Below are 18061 nucleotides of genomic sequence, written 5' to 3'. Positions count from 1 at the left end.
TCCTGCCCGCTCCTTACAGAAAGCGGGCAGGACCGAAGAAAGTTTCGGGCAATTAGTAGTGCTCGGCTTTGACGTCACCGTCTTTACACCTGCACCCTATCAACGTCATCGTCTATGACGACCCTTATGAGGAGTTCTCATCTCGCGGATGGCTTCGCACTTAGATGCTTTCAGCGCTTATCCAGTCCAGACTCAGATACCCAGCGGTGCACCTGGCGGCACAACTGGTAAACCGGAGGTCTGTCCATCACGGTCCTCTCGTACTAGTGACGGCACCACTCAAAACTCCAACGCCCACGATAGATAGAGACCGAACTGTCTCACGACGTTCTGAACCCAGCTCGCGTGCCACTTTAATGGGCGAACAGCCCAACCCTTGGGACCTTCTCCAGCCCCAGGATGTGACGAGCCGACATCGAGGTGCCAAACCACCCCGTCGATATGAGCTCTTGGGGGGGATCAGCCTGTTATCCCCGGAGTACCTTTTATCCTTTGAGCGACGGAGTTTCCATACACATCCGCCGGATCACTATGCCCCAGTTTCCTGCCTGCTCGGGATGTCTCCCTCCCAGTCAAGCGCCCTTATGCCATTGCACTCTGTAAGGCCGGTTACCAATCGGCCCGAGGGCACCTTTGGAAGCCTCCGTTACGCTTTTGGAGGCGACCACCCCAGTCAAACTACCCACCAAGCAGTGTCCGCACCTCAGGCGCGTTAGACCTCAGACAGCCAAAGGGCCGTATTTCAAGGATGGCTCCACGAATGCTGGCGCACCCGCTTCGAAGCCTCCGGCCTATCCTACACATCGGATGACCAAGGTCAATGCTAAGCTGTAGTAAAGGTTCACGGGGTCTTTTCGTCCCATCGCGGGTAATCGGCATCTTCACCGATACTACAATTTCACTGAGATCATGGTTGAGACAGCGTCCGGATCATTACACCATTCGTGCAGGTCGGAACTTACCCGACAAGGAATTTCGCTACCTTAGGACCGTTATAGTTACGGCCGCCGTTTACTGGGGCTTCAATTCAATGCTTCCCATTACTGGTGACATCTCCTCTTAACCTTCCAGCACCGGGCAGGTGTCAGGCTGTATACGTCATCTTTCGAGTTTGCACAGCCCTGTGTTTTTGTTAAACAGTTGCCTGGACCTATTCTCTGCGCCTCATTATACATGAGGACCCCTTATCCCGAAGTTACGGGGTCAATTTGCCTAGTTCCTTAACCATGAATCTCTCAACGCCTTAGTATATTCTACCCGACCACGTGTGTCCGTTTGCGGTACGGGTCGCATAAACATTAAGTTTAGCGGATTTTCTCGGAAGTATGATTACCTGCACTCAAGTCGTCCCGAAGGACAACCTGTACTTTCATCCTTCAGCTCGGATGGTGGATTTGCCTGCCATCCTCATAGCCTACAGACTTAAACGCCCTATTCCGTCAGGGCGCGGCAGTGTCACTGCTCCGTCTCCACATCACTGAATATGCGAGTTGCGGAATATTAACCGCATCTGCCATCGCCTTCGCCGTTCGGCTGAGACTTAGGACCCGACTAACCCCGGGCTGATTGGCATCGCCCGGGAAACCTCGGTCTTTCGGCGAAAGGGAATCTCACCCTTTTTATCGTTACTTATACCTACATTTGCTTTTCCATAAACTCCAGGATCAGTTACCTTCACCATTCAACGTCGATGGAATGCTCCCCTACCGATACTTTTAATTTACATTGCTATCCCGCGCCTTCGGTATCTGACTTATACCCGATTATTATCCATGCCCGGACCCTCGACTAGTGAGCTGTTACGCACTCTTTGAATGAATGGCTGCTTCCAAGCCAACATCCTAGCTGTCACGGGGACCAGACTTCGTTAGACTAACTTAGACAGAATTTCGGGACCTTAGACGGCGGTCTGGATTCTTCTCCTCTCGGGGACGGACCTTAGCACCCGCCCCCTTACTGCACATCTGCTATCCATAAGCATTCGGAGTTCGTCAGGTCTCGATAGGCGGTGAAGCCCTCTTGACCTATCGGTCGCTCTACCTCTCATGGAGATCGATGCACGCGGCACCTAAATGCCTTTCGGGGAGTACGAGCTATCTCCAAGTTTGATTGGCCTTTCACTCCTACACTCACCTCATCGGGAAGCTTTTCAACGCTTATCCGTGCGGTCCTCCATCCGGTGTTACCCGGACTTCAACCTGGGCAAGTGTAGATCACTTGGTTTCGCGTCTACCCCATCTGACTCGACGCCCTGTTCAGGCTCGCTTTCACTGCGGATACGTGACTAATGGCACTTATCCTTGCCAGACATGGTAACTCGTAGGTTCATTATGCAAAAGGCACGCCGTCACTGAATTAACAGCTCCGACCGCTTGTAGGCGCATGGTTTCAGGAACTATTTCACTCTCCTCATCGGAGTGCTTTTCACCTTTCCCTCACGGTACTCGTTCACTATCGGTCTCACGGGAGTATTTAGCCTTACCGGATGGTCCCGGCGGATTCGCGCAGAATTACACGTGTTCCGCGTTACTCAGGATACCACTACGTCTCATCATGCTTCGGATACGGGATTATCACCCTCTATGATTATACTTTCCAGTATATTCGCCTCACAATCAAAGTACGACAGCGTGGTCCTACAACCCCTGCGGCGCATTGCTACGTCACAGGTTTGGGCTCTTCCCCGTTCGCTCGCCACTACTAGGGGAATCATTAAATTATTTTCTCTTCCTGGAGGTACTAAGATGTTTCAGTTCCCTCCGTTCGCCTCACTGCATTAGCAGTGATGACAGGCCTTCAGCCTGCCGGGTTGTCCCATTCGGAAATCCCTGGATCAAAGGTTATTTGCACCTACCCAAGGCTTATCGCAGCTTATCACGTCCTTCATCGCCTCCGTGAGCCAAGGCATCCGCCATGCGCCCTTTCTTACTTTCTTCGCCTTCTCTGTAATTCCTTACAAAGAATGTAGCTCATACTTTCAGCTGTTGTGTGATTCTAATTTAAAGAAGTAAAACCTCTTTTAGAATACTGGTCTAAAAAAAGACCAGCTCTACATTACAGTCTTGCTTGTGTCAATATGTCAAAGATCGGATAAAGGAAAATCGAAAATGAATAAGGAAATACCTTAAAACAAATGATTACCTTTAATGGTGGAGAATAACGGATTCGAACCGTTGACCCCCTGCTTGCAAAGCAGGTGCTCTAGCCAACTGAGCTAATCCCCCAAGGGAAAAGAGAGAAGAAATCCTTAAGAAACATCTGCATGAGCTTATGTCCCCTTCAAGGAACTGAAGCCTGGAGCACATCCGACCGAGCCGATGTGTAGTCCCAGGCAGACTTGAACTGCCGACCTCCACATTATCAGTGTGGCGCTCTAACCAACTGAGCTATAGGACTGAGTTGGAAGAAAGCACTGAGGCTATCTTATCAGACTTCCCTTTCTCTTATTCTTGAAAACAGAGTCAGCGCAGTACAAGAAGAAAAACGAACCAAGGTTCTTTTTCAAGTCTTGATATTACCGTCAAATTACAAACTGGTATACTTAAGAAATCATCTCAAGATACTCGTCATTATTCAACAGATAAACATCCTCTCCAGAAAGGAGGTGTTCCAGCCGCACCTTCCGGTACGGCTACCTTGTTACGACTTAGCCCCAATCACCAGTTTTGCCCTAGGCCGATCCTTGCGGTCACGGACTTCAGGCACCCCCGGCTTTCATGGCTTGACGGGCGGTGTGTACAAGGCCCGGGAACGTATTCACCGCGCCATGGCTGATGCGCGATTACTAGCGAATCCAGCTTCGTGGGGTCGGGTTGCAGACCCCAGTCCGAACTGGGACCGGCTTTCAAGATTGGATGCAATTTACATTACACCGTCCCTCTGTACCGGCCATTGTAACACGTGTGTAGCCCCGGACGTAAGGGCCGTGCTGATTTGACGTCATCCCCACCTTCCTCACACCTTACGGTGGCAGTATCTCCAGAGTGCCCAGCTTAACCTGATGGCAACTAAAGACAGGGGTTGCGCTCGTTATGGCACTTAAGCCGACACCTCACGGCACGAGCTGACGACAACCATGCAGCACCTTCACAGAGACCCCGAAGGGCGTCATTATCTCTAAATCCTTCCTCTGCAATTCAAGCCCGGGTAAGGTTCCTCGCGTATCATCGAATTAAACCACATGTTCCTCCGCTTGTGCGGGCCCCCGTCAATTCCTTTGAGTTTCACCGTTGCCGGCGTACTCCCCAGGTGGGATGCTTAATGCTTTCGCTTAGCCGCTGATACCAGGTACCAACAGCGGGCATCCATCGTTTACTGTGCGGACTACCAGGGTATCTAATCCTGTTCGATACCCGCACCTTCGAGCTTCAGCGTCAGTTGCGCTCCCGTCAGCTGCCTTCGCAATCGGAGTTCTTCGTCATATCTAAGCATTTCACCGCTACACGACGAATTCCGCCAACGTTGTGCGTACTCAAGGAAACCAGTATGCGCTGCAAGTCAGACGTTGAGCGTCTACATTTCACAACACACTTAATCTCCAGCCTACGCTCCCTTTAAACCCAATAAATCCGGATAACGCCCGGACCTTCCGTATTACCGCGGCTGCTGGCACGGAATTAGCCGGTCCTTATTCGTATGGTACCTGCAAACAATCACACGTGACTGACTTTATCCCCATACAAAAGCAGTTTACAACCCATAGGGCCGTCATCCTGCACGCTACTTGGCTGGTTCAGGCTCTCGCCCATTGACCAATATTCCTCACTGCTGCCTCCCGTAGGAGTTTGGACCGTGTCTCAGTTCCAATGTGGGGGACCTTCCTCTCAGAACCCCTACTGATCGTTGCCTTGGTGGGCCGTTACCCCGCCAACAAGCTAATCAGACGCATCCCCATCCATAACCGATAAATCTTTACTTCACATCTGATGCCGTCAGTGAAGACCATAAGGTATTAGTCTGCCTTTCGGCAGGTTATCCCTTAGTCATGGGAAGGTTGGATACGCGTTACTCACCCGTGCGCCGGTCGACGTCCAAAAAGTGCAAGCACTTAATGCCGTTTCCCCTCGACTTGCATGTGTTAAGCCTGTAGCTAGCGTTCATCCTGAGCCAGGATCAAACTCTCCATTGTAAAATATGGTTTGGTGATAAGTGATGAATGATAGTGACAATGAATACCACTAACCAAAACACTTCACCGAATAATCTCTGTTTCAGAACGCTTATCCTAAATAATATCAAGTAAAAAGCACCTTTATCTTTAATCTATACTTCGTAGTAATACTACTAAAGTACAGACAATGAATTAATCGGTTCGTTTCTTTTACCCATCTATCTGATATAAAATCAAACAGACGCTTCTTGTACTACTTCTCTGTTTATGTAAATCTTTTCAAAGAACTCTTTCTTTATGCTTCATCTTTACAAGCCAAAAGGCTCATTTCGTAAAAGCGAGTGCAAAGGTATACAGAATTTCCTTTACCACCAAATGTTTTGGAGAATATTTTTCAAAAAGTTTATATTTCGCACCACAAGACACCACACCCCATACTAAAACAAAGCATAAAAGCAATTACAAGCCACAAGACTCGCCATATCGCAAAACACAAAGTAAAAGCCACCCAAAACAACAAACAGAGCTTAAAACGAAAATCACTTTTTACAAAAACACAGTTTTCACATCAAAATAAAACTATAAAGTATAACTAAAAAAGCTACCCCCTCTTTAGTTTAAATTATCCTTAGACCACTTATCAGTCCATTAGAAACAGCGCCAATGTGCACGTACCCAAGCAAAACTCTCGCCCCCAGCACATCAGTTTTAATCCAAATTGCGACTGAAAAGAGTACTGACAAAAGAAGATTATACCTCCCCTGGTTCCTTAAAAGAGTCATAAACAAAGAGCGCCCTACTCCATCCCTTACCATATTATAACGTACACGTAGTTACTTTCGAACTGGAAAAACGTTTCGAGACACATTATATATATATGCTCAATAGCAACTAAATATATATGCTCAATAGCAACCAACGTTGCAAGTATTTAAAAAATCACATCCACTCCTTCGACAAAAAACAAAATAATCCTGCCTACGTAGAATCAGTAGACAGGATTATCATATTAGATCTTATATCTAGTCAAAAAGACTATTTCGCTTGTTTTGTCTCTGGAGCCTCACCAATGAGATCCATAAACTGATCAAGTTTTGGAGTAATAATAATCTGTGTGCGGCGGTTACGTTGCTTACCCAGTTCTGTATCATTAGATGCTATAGGGTTATACTCACCACGACCACCAGCTGTCAGACGCTTAGGATTTACCCCAAAGTGATCTTGCAGATACTGCACAACCGATGCTGCACGAAGACAAGAGAGATCCCAATTGTTTCGGATATTCTTCATTTTTGCATTCGACGTATTGATTGGCACGTCATCCGTGTTACCTTCGACCAGCACATCATAGTCTTTATAATCAGAAATAATCTTAGCTATCTTACTCAAAGTCTGCTCAGCACGACTATTTACTTCATAAGAACCAGTCTGATAAAGCATATTATCAGCCAAAGAGATGTACACAACACCCTTCAAAACCTGAACATCAACCTCCTTCAGTTCATCCTTACTAAGTGAACGTGTCAGATTATTCGTAAGAACAAGGTTCAAAGAATCACTCTTACTCTTCACTTCCACCAAGTGACGGATATACTGATTACTCTCATTGATTTGGTCAACGAGTTTTGAAATATTAATATTGTTAGAATTAGCATTATTCAAACTTCGGTCTAGACTGCCTTGCAAAGCTGCTGCACTTTCCTTAGCTTGAGCCAGCTGATCCTCTAAACTCTTAATCCGAGCATTATTTGCTGCTATTGTCTCCTTGGCATTCTGATAATCATTTGTCAATTGATTATTCTCATTTCGGCAATTCTCCAAATCCTTCTTACTGGCACAACTACTAAAAGTTAATATGCCTGCAGCCAAAGCTACAATAAAAAGATTCTTTCTCATAATCATTTTATTTATGGTTTATACACTTGTATGCAAAGATATTATAAAGACGTGTAAAAGAGTAAGTTGTGGCAAGGTCTTTAGACATATTTAACGTATAAGACAGCTTTCCTGGGATAAATTGAGAATTATATACAGAACAATTCATTAAAAGACAGAAAGAATTAAATGGCATAAATTACAATACTAATGGTATATTCTAAGCTTTATACCCTACGCCCCACGATAGACTCTCATCACTTCTACCCTCTAAAATAATATTAGAAGATCCCCATTACATACAAGGCACTAATATTTTGGTTTTGTGTTGCAGGCAAACACCATCCGTGTTGTAGGCAAACAGTATTAGTGCTGCAGCCAAACACATATAGTGCTACATACCCATCACAAGCAAACAGAGCATAAAAAAGAAGGATAAAGTTACGAAAGACACCTTTAATAGCATACACAAACAAGAGAAAACCATTGACTAAATAAACGCATTTACTCAGAAACAGTAAGACTATTGTTTTTCCATTACAAACTATAAAGAAGGGTAAAAAACACCCATTATGCCATATCATATCCAAAATAAAATCGTATCTTTGCAAGCAGAAGTAACACCAATTTTTATATACAGACTATGATTCTTTTCTTCAGAACTCAGTCCAAAAGCGTGATTGCGACAGAAGTTAATCATGCATTATCCGATGTGGAAATCAAAGAACTTTGTTGGTTATATGGTGATGCCACCTATATGCAGGAGCAAACACTGCAAGGATATTATGTAGGTCCACGCCGTGAAATGATTACTCCATGGAGTACGAATGCCGTTGAGATTACTCAAAACATGAGTCTTAACGGCATTTTGCGTATAGAGGAGTATTATCCTGTAAGCAATAAGGACGCAGATTATGACCCCATGCTTCAGCGTATGTATGACGGTTTAGACCAAACAATCTTCACAGTCAACCATTCTCCAGAACCTATCAAGCGTGTGGAGGACTTAGAGAAGTTCAACGAAGAAGAAGGTTTGGCACTCTCACCAGAGGAGATGGAATATCTCCACAAGATTGAGAAGCAGAATGGCCGCCCACTCACCGACTCTGAAATCTTCGGTTTCGCCCAGATTAACTCTGAGCATTGCCGCCATAAGATTTTCGGTGGAGAGTTCGTCATTGATGGTAAGGTGATGGAAAGCAGCCTCTTCAGCCTCATCAAGAAGACTACAAAAGAGTATCCAGGTAAGATTCTTTCAGCCTATAAAGACAACGTAGCTTTCGCACAAGGTCCAGAGGTTGAACAGTTTGCGCCAGCAAACCAGAGCACATCTGACTTTTTCCGAGTAAAGCCTATTGAGAGTGTTATCTCTCTGAAAGCCGAGACCCACAACTTCCCAACTACCGTTGAGCCATTCAATGGAGCAGCGACAGGTACGGGTGGTGAGATTCGCGACCGTATGGGCGGTGGTGTTGGTTCATGGCCAATCGCAGGAACAGCAGTCTATATGACCGCTTACCCTCGTTTGACAGAAGATGACGGTACAACTCCAGCCTTACGTGATTGGGAAGACATCCTTCCTGTCCGTCAGTGGCTCTACCAGACTCCAGAGCAGATTCTGATTAAGGCATCTAATGGTGCGAGTGATTTCGGTAATAAGTTTGGTCAGCCATTAATTACTGGTTCACTACTCACATTCGAACATCAAGAGAATGGTGAGAAGTATGCTTACGATAAGGTAATTATGCTTGCAGGTGGCGTTGGTTATGGTACTAAGCGCGACTGTCTGAAGGGTGAACCACAGACTGGTAACAAGGTAGTTGTCGTTGGTGGTGATAACTATCGTATCGGACTTGGTGGTGGTTCTGTTTCATCAGTTGATACTGGTCGTTATTCAAATGGTATTGAATTGAATGCCATACAGCGTGCTAACCCAGAGATGCAGAAACGCGCTTATAACCTCGTACGTGCATTGGTAGAAGAAGATAACAACCCAGTTGTTTCTATCCACGACCATGGTTCTGCTGGACACCTAAATTGTTTGAGTGAGCTTGTTGAAGACTGTGGTGGTAAGATTGATATGTCACAGTTGCCTATCGGTGACAAGACTTTGAGTGCCAAGGAAATCATTGCCAACGAGTCACAGGAGCGCATGGGCTTGCTCATTGACGAGAAGCACCTCGACCACGTGAAGAAGATTGCTGAGCGTGAGCGTGCACCAATGTATGTTGTTGGTGAGACTACAGGTGATGCTCACTTCTCATTTGTACAGGGCGATGGTGTAAAACCATTCGACTTAGACGTAGCACAGATGTTCGGTCATTCTCCAAAGACAATCATGAAGGATGAGACCGTTGAACGCAAATATGAGAATGTTTCTTATAGTTTAAATAAGGTGGAGGAATACCTCCAGCGTGTACTTCAGTTGGAAGCTGTGGCGTGTAAGGACTGGTTGACGAACAAGGTTGACCGCTCTGTTACAGGTAAGGTAGCCCGTCAGCAGTATCAAGGTGAGATTCAATTGCCACTCTCAGACTGTGGTGTTGTAGCCTTAGACTATCGTGGTCATAAGGGTATTGCTACCGCACTCGGTCACGCTCCACAGGCAGGACTCGCATCACCAGAGGCAGGCTCAGTTCTTTCAGTAGCCGAGTCATTGACCAACATTGTATGGGCACCATTGGCAGACGGCATGGATAGCCTGAGTCTTTCAGCCAACTGGATGTGGCCTTGTCGCTCACAGAAGGGTGAAGACGCACGTCTTTACAGTGCTGTTAAGGCTTTGTCAGACTTCTGTTGTGCTATCGGTGTGAACGTTCCAACAGGTAAGGATTCACTTTCTCTGACCCAGCAATATCCTAATGGAGATAAGATTATCTCTCCAGGAACCGTCATTGTTACCAGTGGTGGTGAGGTAAGCGATGTTCGTCAGGTGGTATCTCCAGTACTTGTGAATGATAAGAACACACGCCTCTATCATATCGACTTCAGTTTTGACGAGCAGCGTCTTGGTGGTTCTGCCTTTGCACAGAGCCTCGGCAAGATTGGTAGTGACGTTCCAACAGTGAAAGAGCCACAGTATTTCTGCGACTGTTTCGATGCCGTACAGGAGATGATTCGCCGTGGATGGATACTTGCTGGACACGACATTTCTGCAGGTGGTTTGATTACAACATTGCTTGAAATGACCTTTGCGAATGCTGAAGGTGGTTTGCATATCAACCTTCATGATATCAAGGGGGACGATGTAATCAAGAAACTTTTTGCAGAGAATCCAGGTGTTGTTATCCAGGTTGCTGATGAACATAAGGAAGAAGTCAAAGAGTTCTTGACTGAGAACTGTATCGGATTTGCTCGTATCGGTACACCAAGTCCTGATAAGCGCACGCTCAGCATCGCTGATGGCGATTGGAAGGCAGAGTTCGATATTGATGCAATGCGTGAGACATGGTATAAGACTTCGTACTTGCTCGACCGCAAACAGAGTATGAATGGCATGGCTAAGAAGCGTGCTCAGAACTATAAGAAGCAGCCAATCGAGATGAAATTTAATGCAGACTTCACCGGTACACTTCAGCAGTATGGCCTCGATGCAGACCGTTGGAAGACTTCAACACCTAACACCCATCACCAAACACCAAAGGCAGCTATCATTCGTGAGAAGGGTACCAATGGTGAGCGTGAGATGGCTTACGCACTCTATTTGGCAGGCTTTGAGGTGAAAGATGTCATGATGACCGACCTCATCACTGGCCGTGAGACTTTGGAAGAAGTAAATATGATCGTCTTCTGCGGTGGTTTCTCAAACTCTGACGTTCTCGGTTCTGCAAAGGGATGGGCTGGTGCTTTCCTCTATAATCCAAAGGCTAAGCAGGCACTCGACCGCTTCTATGCACGCGAAGATACACTTTCATTGGGTATCTGTAACGGTTGTCAGTTGATGGTTGAGTTGAACCTTATCAACCCAGAACACAAGCATCGTGCTCACCTCTGCCACAATACCAGCAAGAAGTTTGAGAGTTCATTCCTGAATCTTACCATTCCACAGAACCAAAGTGTAATGTTTGGTTCGCTGAGTGGCAACAAACTCGGCATATGGGTAGCTCATGGTGAGGGACGTTTCTATCTACCAGAAGCAGAGGATAAGTACAACATCGTTGCAAAATACAACTATGCAGAGTATCCTGGCAACCCTAATGGTTCTGATTATAACGTTGCAGGTATCTGCTCTGCTGACGGCAGACACTTGGCAATGATGCCTCACTTGGAACGTTCTATCTTCCCATGGCAGTTAGGTTGGTATCCACGTGACCGTCGCAATGACGAGATAACACCGTGGATTGAAGCCTTTGTCAATGCACGTAAGTGGGTTGAAAGCAAGCTATAATCACTGACACAAACAAGAAGAAGAGTGTGTCATCACGCCTTGACACACTCTTCTCTATATATGATAACCTCTGAAAAAATCGATTAATTAGTGGAGAAAGATAAGATAACAACAACTGACAACACACAAATATCAGCAGCAAAAGATAATTTCTACAAAGAAGCCTTCAAGACTTTTTTCAAGATAGGAGCCTCAACCTTGAACGGTAGGCACACCCAACTACAGATAATTCAGGAAGAAATCGTTGAGAAAAGGAAGTGGATTCCACAGGAAGAGTTTACTGATATCGTCGCCATCGCACAGAGTTGCCCTGGTATCTTTACCGTAAACATCAGCCTTCTCATAGGTTTTAAACTCCGAAAGACCCCTGGCGCCATCTGTACATGCCTTGGCACAGTGCTTCCCTCCTTCCTTATTATCCTAGCCATAACACTCTTCTTCCATCAGTTCATGGATGTTCCATGGATAGCAGCCATATTCCGTGGGGTGCGACCAGCCGTAGTTGCACTCATAGCAGTACCTACTTTCATGCTGGCAAAGGAATCACATATAACCTTATCCAATTGCTGGATACCTATTATCACTGCCCTTCTGATTTGGCTTTTAGGTGTTAATCCTGTCTTTGTCATCATCGCTGCGGCGATAGGCGGTTATCTTTATGGTAAATTCATTAAGCCCACAGAGTAAGATTATGATATACTTAGAACTATTTTATACCTTCTTTATTATCGGACTCTTCGGATTCGGAGGGGACAATAGTATGTTATCGCTGATACAAACAGAAACTGTTCAGAACCACCATTGGCTGTCATCAGCAGATTTTACCAACATTGTTGCCGTATCACAGATGACACCTGCCCCTGTAGGTATAAGCTCTGCAACCTATTGTGGATATACTGCTGTACACAATGCAGGGATGAATGGGATGATGGCTGTACTGGGAAGCGTGACTGCTACCATTGCTATTATCCTCCCATCATTCATCATTATGCTTCTCATCTGTAGGATGTTCTTCAAATATATGAATACATCTATCACACAATCCATTATTGCTGGTCTCCGTCCAGTGGTTGTTGGGCTGTTGGCTGCAGCAACATTGCTACTCTGCAACGTTGATAATTTCTCCCAACCAAGCATAAACCCATGGCAATTCTTCATTAGTCTGTTCATCTTCTTGGCGACTTTCATTGGAACAATGTGGATGAAGATAAACCCTATTCGCATGATTCTTTATGCAGCTTTTGCAGGACTGATACTTCTTTACTAAGAAATATCAGTCTTAACTAACGACAAAAGAAAGAAGAAAAAGGGAGCTTTTATTTGTTACGAAATAATCTTACAATAAAAACATCACCACAAAGCAATATACAGAATATCGTACTGATTTTTAGGCTTTGTAACAAACAGGAAATCAAACCATTACAAACAGACTTGTAAAAGATGCCCTTTTACGTTGTAAAACATGCCCTTTTGCATTGTAAAACATGCCCTTTTGCAATGCAATATATGCCCTTTTACAAAGCAAAAGAGCACCTCTTACTTTTCAAAGAGGAAAAGTTCTTACAACAGACTATGAACAATCAATATTAAAAAGTAAAACTAATGAAACCTATAAAACAAGGCTGAACTATGGGAATAACTTGTTAATGATTTCTTTTCTGCCCTCATGGGCACAACGATCCACATGCCTGTAAGCCTCTTAAAAGGACCGTTTCACAAAGAAAGGACAATAAGAACAGAAATAAATATCAAAGAAATCATCGAATAAAAGATGCGTTTTTCATGGCTTTCGATAATAGCGTAGGACATCGTCTTGAATAGAAGCAGATATGAAAGCTGATATATCCCGTCCTTCCTGTACATATCTACGAATCTCCGTACTACTAATATCAATAAGAGGAGCATTGAGAAAATGAACTCCTTGAGTAAGATTTACAGTTGATTCGTTCTCTCCCCGACGCGGAAAAACAACTATTTGATAATTAGAAAGAATATCATCTGCATGATACCATCGGTCAAAAGCAGCCCAGTTATCACCTCCAACAAGCAACGTAAAGTTGTCTTGGGGATAATCTTCTTTTAGATGCTGCAACGTAAGCCACGTATATGAAGGTCGCGGTAAATGGAACTCGTAATCGGAAACAACCAGTTGAGACTCATTCTCCAAAGCCTTTCTCACCATCTCAAGGCGTAGATGGTCGGAGAGAAGATGCTGATTAACCTTGAAAGGGTTCTGTGGAGAAACCATAAACCACACCTCATCCAGCTTCTCTTCCTTAAGGAAAGCCTTAGCCAAGGCTATGTGCCCGTTATGGATAGGGTTAAATGACCCTCCAAAGATACCAATCTTTTTCAAAGTTCAAGAAACTCTTTGACCGTCTCATAGACCTCTTGCTTAGCCTTATCAAGGTCATCATTCGTGATAATCTTATCAAAGTTTTCAGCAAAAGTCAGCTCGTAAGAGGCTTTTGCAAGTCGTCTTTCAATAGCCTCAGCATCATCAGTCTGCCTGCCAACTAACCTACGCCGCAACTCTTCTATCGATGGTGGCTGAATGAAAACACTCAAAGCCTGTGCTCCATAGAAGCTCTTAATGTTGCAACCTCCTTTCACATCAATATCAAAAACAACGTTCTGCCCAGCTTCAACCTGACGCTCTACTTGTGATTTCAACGTACCATAGAACCTGTTTTCATACACCTCTTCATACTCCAAGAACTCGTTTTTAGCAACTTTTTCCTTGAAAGCTTCTGGTGAAAGGAATATATATTCCACTCCATCTCGCTCCGTACCACGTGGTGCACGTGTGGTACAGCTAATAGAAAAAGCCAACTTTAACTCTGGATGTTCCTCCATCAACCATTGTACAATAGTACTTTTTCCTGAGCCAGAAGGTGCTGAAAAGATTAAATATTTACCTGCCATCTTGTATGATTAAGTAAGAATTTATAGAGCATTCAACACTTGTTCTTTGATTTGTTCCAGCTCATCTTTCATCTTGACAACGATGTTCTGCATCTCAGCCTGATTACTTTTTGAGCCAGTAGTATTGATTTCACGTCCCATTTCTTGTGAGATGAACCCCAATTTCTTGCCTACTCCGTGTCCACTTTCGTTCATTGTCTCACGGAAATACTTAAGATGATTGCTCAAACGCTGCTTCTCTTCACTGATATCAAGCTTTTCTATATAATAGATGAGCTCCTGTTCCAAGCGATTCTTGTCATAATCAACCTCAGGAATCTGCTTTAAACCATCGATAATCTTATCTTTTATCTTAGGAACCCTGCTCTTTTCAAACGGTTCTATGCTCTTTAGCAAAGCAGAGATATTATCAATTTTCTCCGTAAACTTCTTTTGTAACGCAGCACCTTCCTGAGTTCGAAACTCAATAAGCTTATCAAGAGCTTCCGTAATAGCCTGTTTGGCAGCATGCCATTCCTCTTCTTCCAGCACTTCAACTTCTGTTTTCGTTGTTACATCAGGCATACGGAGCAAAGTTGTGAACCAATCCGAAGGCTCAGGGATACCTGTATTAGCAGCTATAGACTTTATCTGATGATAATAGTTCTCTACAAGAGCAGCATTTATAGGCGTAGCATCAATAGTCGTTTCCTTCTCAACCCAGAGCGAGAAGTCCACCTTTCCTCGTTCCAACTTCTGTGCAATGAGACGCCGAATCTCCATTTCCTTCTCCCGATAGAGAGGGGCTATACGTGCAGAAAGGTCGAGTGACTTACTGTTTAGCGACTTAACCTCAACATTTATTTTCTTTTCTTTATAGGCTACGACAGCTTTTCCGTAGCCAGTCATTGATAGTATCATGAGCTTTTCGCGTTAAATTTCTGCAAATGTACAAAAAATGCAGAAAAAAAGGCGTATATTTGCATGTTATTTAGAACATAATTACTTTTTTATGTCTTGTATATTAAGCATTGATACTAGCACAAATGTGTGTTCAGTAGCGGTTAGTCATGATGGATGCTGTGTCTTTGACAAGGAAGAACACAGTGGTCCGAACCATGCAGAGAAGTTAGGAACTTTTGTTGATGAGGCTTTGTCCTTCATAGATGATAATAACCTTCATTTAGATGCAGTAGCAGTAAGTGGTGGTCCAGGCTCTTACACGGGCTTACGCATAGGAGTATCCATGGCAAAAGGTATATGCTATGGTCGTAATACAAAGCTATTGGCAATACCAACCTTGGAACTTTTAGCCGTACCAGTCCTTCTTCATCACGAAGAGATAGAAGAAAATGCTCTGATTGTTCCAATGATTGATGCTCGCAGAATGGAAGTATATGCTCAGGTTTTTGACCGTAGCTTGAAGACAATTCGTCCCATTCATGCAGATATCGTTGATGAAAACACTTATCAAGAGTACCTTGACAAAGGGCCAGTTTACTTCTTTGGCAATGGAGCTGAGAAATGTATGAAGGTAATCAATCACCCTAATGCCCATCTGATAACAGGCATTGAAGCCCTTGCAAAGAACATGTTACCATTGGCTGAGAAGAGAATCGCAGAGGAAAAGTTTGAGGATGTCGCATATTATGTACCTTTCTACCTCAAAGACTTTGTTGCCAAGGAGGCTAAACCATTACTCTGAGTCATACAACTAGTATTTATAAACCAGAAGTTAGTTTGAATAGTGAATGGTAAATAACAGTACTGACACTTTTTCTCATTCACCTTTCATATCCCACGACACCCCTGTCAATAGAAGAAAATGAATATAGAAGGATTAGATTATAACACACAGCGTGAACGGCTCATACTACCACAGTATGGGCGTGAAGTACAAAATATGGTAGATTATGCCATATCTCTCCCTACAAAGGAAGAGCGCCAAAGCTGCGCAGAGTCTATTATTGCCATCATGGACCGCATGAATCCTCAGAACAGAGGGAATGCTGGTTATGAACAAAAGCTGTGGGATCACTTGGCTTTAATGGCAAACTTCAAATTAGATATCGACTATCCTTATGATGTCAGCGATGCTTTGAAAATAGCAACAAAGCCTGACCCAATGACCTATCCTATGACTAACATCCCTGTTAAACACTATGGTAAACTGTTGTTTGAGGCATTTGAAGAGCTCAAAACAATGGAACCAGGTGAACGTAGAGACCTTTTTATGCGCTCCATAGCCAACCAAATGAAGCGTAGTCTTCTACAATGGGGACATGGATCAAGCGATGATGAGCGAGTAGCATCAGACTTAGCTCGCTTTACTGATGGGAAGATACAACTCGATTTAGATACTTTCAAGTTTGATAAGATAAACGAGAAAGAGTTCACACAGTCACGTAGAAAGAAGAAATAACGACGAAACATGGAGTCCTTTATTATAGAAGGTGGACATCGGCTAAGTGGTACGATAGCTCCACAAGGTGCTAAGAACGAAGCCTTGGAGGTGATTTGCGCAACACTATTGACAACTGAAGAGGTCATAATCCGTAACATTCCAAACATTCTTGACGTAAATAACCTTATCAAACTTCTGCAGGATATCGGCGTCAAAGTAAAGAAATTGGGGGCTAATGATTTCTCTTTCCAAGCAGATGAGGTAAAGTTGGATTATCTTGAGAGCATTGATTTCGTGAAGAAGTGCTCATCTCTCCGTGGTAGTGTTCTGATGATTGGTCCTTTATTGGGACGCTTTGGGAAAGCAACCATTGCCAAACCAGGTGGTGACAAGATTGGTCGCCGCCGTTTAGATACTCATTTCCTTGGTTTCAAAAACCTGGGAGCACGCTTTGTTCGCATTGAAGATCGTGACGTTTATGAGATACAAGCGGACAAATTGGTTGGAGATTACATGTTACTTGATGAGGCTTCTGTTACAGGAACAGCAAATATTATCATGTCAGCTGTCATGGCTGAGGGGACAACGACCATCTATAATGCTGCTTGTGAGCCTTACATACAGCAGTTATGCCATTTACTGAATGCTATGGGAGCAAAGATTACTGGCATTGCAAGTAACCTTATAACCATAGAAGGGGTGACATCATTGCATGGTGCAGAGCATCGTATCCTGCCAGACATGATTGAAGTCGGGTCATTTATCGGTATGGCAGCCATGGTTGGGGATGGTGTACGCATAAAAGATGTGTCTATCCCGAACCTCGGATTGATACTTGACACCTTCCGTAGGCTGGGTGTACAGATTATTGAAGATGAAGATGACCTTATTATACCACGTCAGGATCACTATGTCATAGACTCTTTCATTGATGGGACTATCATGACGATCAGTGATGCACCATGGCCTGGACTAACACCTGACCTCATTTCTGTTCTACTTGTTGTAGCTACACAGGCACAAGGAAGTGTGCTTTTCCACCAAAAGATGTTTGAAAGCAGGTTATTCTTTGTTGATAAGCTTATTGACATGGGTGCACAAATCATCCTATGTGACCCACATCGTGCAGTAGTAGTTGGGCATGACCACGCCAAAAAGCTACGTGCAGGACGCATGTCAAGCCCTGATATACGTGCAGGTATTGCCCTATTAATTGCTGCTTTAACAGCTGAAGGCACAAGCAGAATCGACAATATAGCACAGATTGACCGTGGATACGAGAATATAGAAGGGCGATTAAACGCTCTTGGTGCAAAGGTTCAGAGAGTAGAAATTTGTTAGTCTGTTGATGTTTAGTGCTTATCAGCCTTATAGAAAAGAA

Annotated in this window: 10 protein-coding genes, 2 tRNA genes and 2 rRNA genes; 6 read left to right on the top strand and 8 right to left on the bottom strand. The window is 44.2% G+C overall.

Annotation, left to right across the window (positions count from 1 at the left end; all coding sequences use genetic code 11):
• Nucleotides 1-33: 33 nt before the first annotated feature.
• From ACZ48L_RS07505 to ACZ48L_RS07485, 5 genes are all read right to left on the bottom strand, one after another.
• Nucleotides 34-2935, bottom strand: a 23S ribosomal RNA gene (locus tag ACZ48L_RS07505).
• A gap of 212 nt (nucleotides 2936-3147) precedes the next feature.
• Nucleotides 3148-3224: transfer RNA gene (locus ACZ48L_RS07500), tRNA-Ala, on the bottom strand.
• A 98-nt stretch (nucleotides 3225-3322) separates the two neighbouring features.
• Nucleotides 3323-3396: transfer RNA gene (locus tag ACZ48L_RS07495), tRNA-Ile, on the bottom strand.
• Between the two features lie 201 nt (nucleotides 3397-3597).
• Nucleotides 3598-5128, bottom strand: a 16S ribosomal RNA gene (locus tag ACZ48L_RS07490).
• The 16S and 23S rRNA genes sit together here with 2 tRNA genes alongside, the layout of an rRNA operon.
• A 1017-nt stretch (nucleotides 5129-6145) precedes the next feature.
• Nucleotides 6146-7006, bottom strand: a complete 861-nt coding sequence (locus ACZ48L_RS07485) for an OmpA family protein (RefSeq protein ID WP_025792992.1) — start codon at nucleotides 7004-7006, stop codon at nucleotides 6146-6148.
• 622 nt (nucleotides 7007-7628) lie between these two features.
• Here ACZ48L_RS07485 and purL point away from each other — a divergent pair.
• From purL to ACZ48L_RS07470, 3 genes are all read left to right on the top strand, one after another.
• Nucleotides 7629-11372 carry a phosphoribosylformylglycinamidine synthase gene (purL, locus tag ACZ48L_RS07480; RefSeq protein WP_025792991.1) on the top strand — a complete coding sequence of 1248 codons (3744 nt, stop codon included), beginning with the start codon at nucleotides 7629-7631 and terminating at the stop codon, nucleotides 11370-11372.
• Between the two features lie 90 nt (nucleotides 11373-11462).
• Nucleotides 11463-12059 carry a chromate transporter gene (locus ACZ48L_RS07475; protein WP_025792990.1) on the top strand — a complete coding sequence of 199 codons (597 nt, stop codon included), beginning with the start codon at nucleotides 11463-11465 and terminating at the stop codon, nucleotides 12057-12059.
• Nucleotides 12060-12063: 4 nt separating this feature from the next.
• Nucleotides 12064-12639 carry a chromate transporter gene (locus ACZ48L_RS07470; RefSeq protein WP_008823705.1) on the top strand — a complete coding sequence of 192 codons (576 nt, stop codon included), beginning with the start codon at nucleotides 12064-12066 and terminating at the stop codon, nucleotides 12637-12639.
• Between the two features lie 513 nt (nucleotides 12640-13152).
• On the opposite strand, the gene nadD is transcribed toward ACZ48L_RS07470, so the two are convergent.
• The 3 genes from nadD to ACZ48L_RS07455 are packed head-to-tail and all read right to left on the bottom strand — an operon-like array spanning nucleotide 13153 to nucleotide 15197.
• On the bottom strand, nucleotides 13153-13728 hold the full coding sequence (nadD, locus tag ACZ48L_RS07465; protein ID WP_025792988.1) for a nicotinate (nicotinamide) nucleotide adenylyltransferase: 576 nt from the start codon (nucleotides 13726-13728) through the stop codon (nucleotides 13153-13155).
• Nucleotides 13725-14297, bottom strand: a complete 573-nt coding sequence (gene gmk, locus ACZ48L_RS07460) for a guanylate kinase (protein WP_025792987.1) — start codon at nucleotides 14295-14297, stop codon at nucleotides 13725-13727. Before gmk ends, nadD begins: the two co-directional genes overlap by 4 nt.
• 21 nt (nucleotides 14298-14318) lie before the next feature.
• Entirely contained in the window at nucleotides 14319-15197 is an 879-nt protein-coding gene (locus ACZ48L_RS07455; RefSeq protein ID WP_025792985.1) for a YicC/YloC family endoribonuclease, read from the bottom strand.
• Nucleotides 15198-15288: 91 nt separating this feature from the next.
• Between ACZ48L_RS07455 and tsaB the strand changes: the two genes are divergently transcribed.
• The 3 genes from tsaB to murA all read left to right on the top strand — a co-directional run bounded on the left by tsaB (nucleotide 15289) and on the right by murA (nucleotide 18021).
• Complete coding sequence (gene tsaB / locus ACZ48L_RS07450; RefSeq protein WP_025792984.1) at nucleotides 15289-15981, top strand: tRNA (adenosine(37)-N6)-threonylcarbamoyltransferase complex dimerization subunit type 1 TsaB; 693 nt, start codon at nucleotides 15289-15291, stop codon at nucleotides 15979-15981.
• A gap of 120 nt (nucleotides 15982-16101) precedes the next feature.
• Nucleotides 16102-16698, top strand: coding sequence for a DUF4290 domain-containing protein (locus tag ACZ48L_RS07445; RefSeq protein ID WP_025792983.1), 597 nt, complete (start codon nucleotides 16102-16104; stop codon nucleotides 16696-16698).
• A 9-nt stretch (nucleotides 16699-16707) separates the two neighbouring features.
• A complete protein-coding gene (gene murA / locus ACZ48L_RS07440) occupies nucleotides 16708-18021 on the top strand; it encodes a UDP-N-acetylglucosamine 1-carboxyvinyltransferase (RefSeq protein ID WP_025792982.1) in 1314 nt (437 codons plus the stop codon).
• The last annotated feature ends 40 nt before the right edge of the window (nucleotides 18022-18061 follow it).

The organism is Prevotella histicola, assembly GCF_055385135.1.
Note: the sequence above shows the minus strand (reverse complement) of the source record. Positions and strands in the feature narration are given on the sequence as shown.

Bases quoted from the DNA above. Each gene is read 5' to 3' on its own strand.
- ACZ48L_RS07455 (WP_025792985.1), bottom strand. From the start codon at position 15,197: ATGATACTATCAATGACTGGCTACGGAAAAGCTGTCGTAGCCTATAAA.
- tsaB (WP_025792984.1), top strand. From the start codon at position 15,289: ATGTCTTGTATATTAAGCATTGATACTAGCACAAATGTGTGTTCAGTA.
- murA (WP_025792982.1), top strand. From the start codon at position 16,708: ATGGAGTCCTTTATTATAGAAGGTGGACATCGGCTAAGTGGTACGATA.
- gmk (WP_025792987.1), bottom strand. From the start codon at position 14,297: ATGGCAGGTAAATATTTAATCTTTTCAGCACCTTCTGGCTCAGGAAAA.
- ACZ48L_RS07485 (WP_025792992.1), bottom strand. From the start codon at position 7,006: ATGAGAAAGAATCTTTTTATTGTAGCTTTGGCTGCAGGCATATTAACT.
- ACZ48L_RS07470 (WP_008823705.1), top strand. From the start codon at position 12,064: ATGATATACTTAGAACTATTTTATACCTTCTTTATTATCGGACTCTTC.
- ACZ48L_RS07445 (WP_025792983.1), top strand. From the start codon at position 16,102: ATGAATATAGAAGGATTAGATTATAACACACAGCGTGAACGGCTCATA.
- purL (WP_025792991.1), top strand. From the start codon at position 7,629: ATGATTCTTTTCTTCAGAACTCAGTCCAAAAGCGTGATTGCGACAGAA.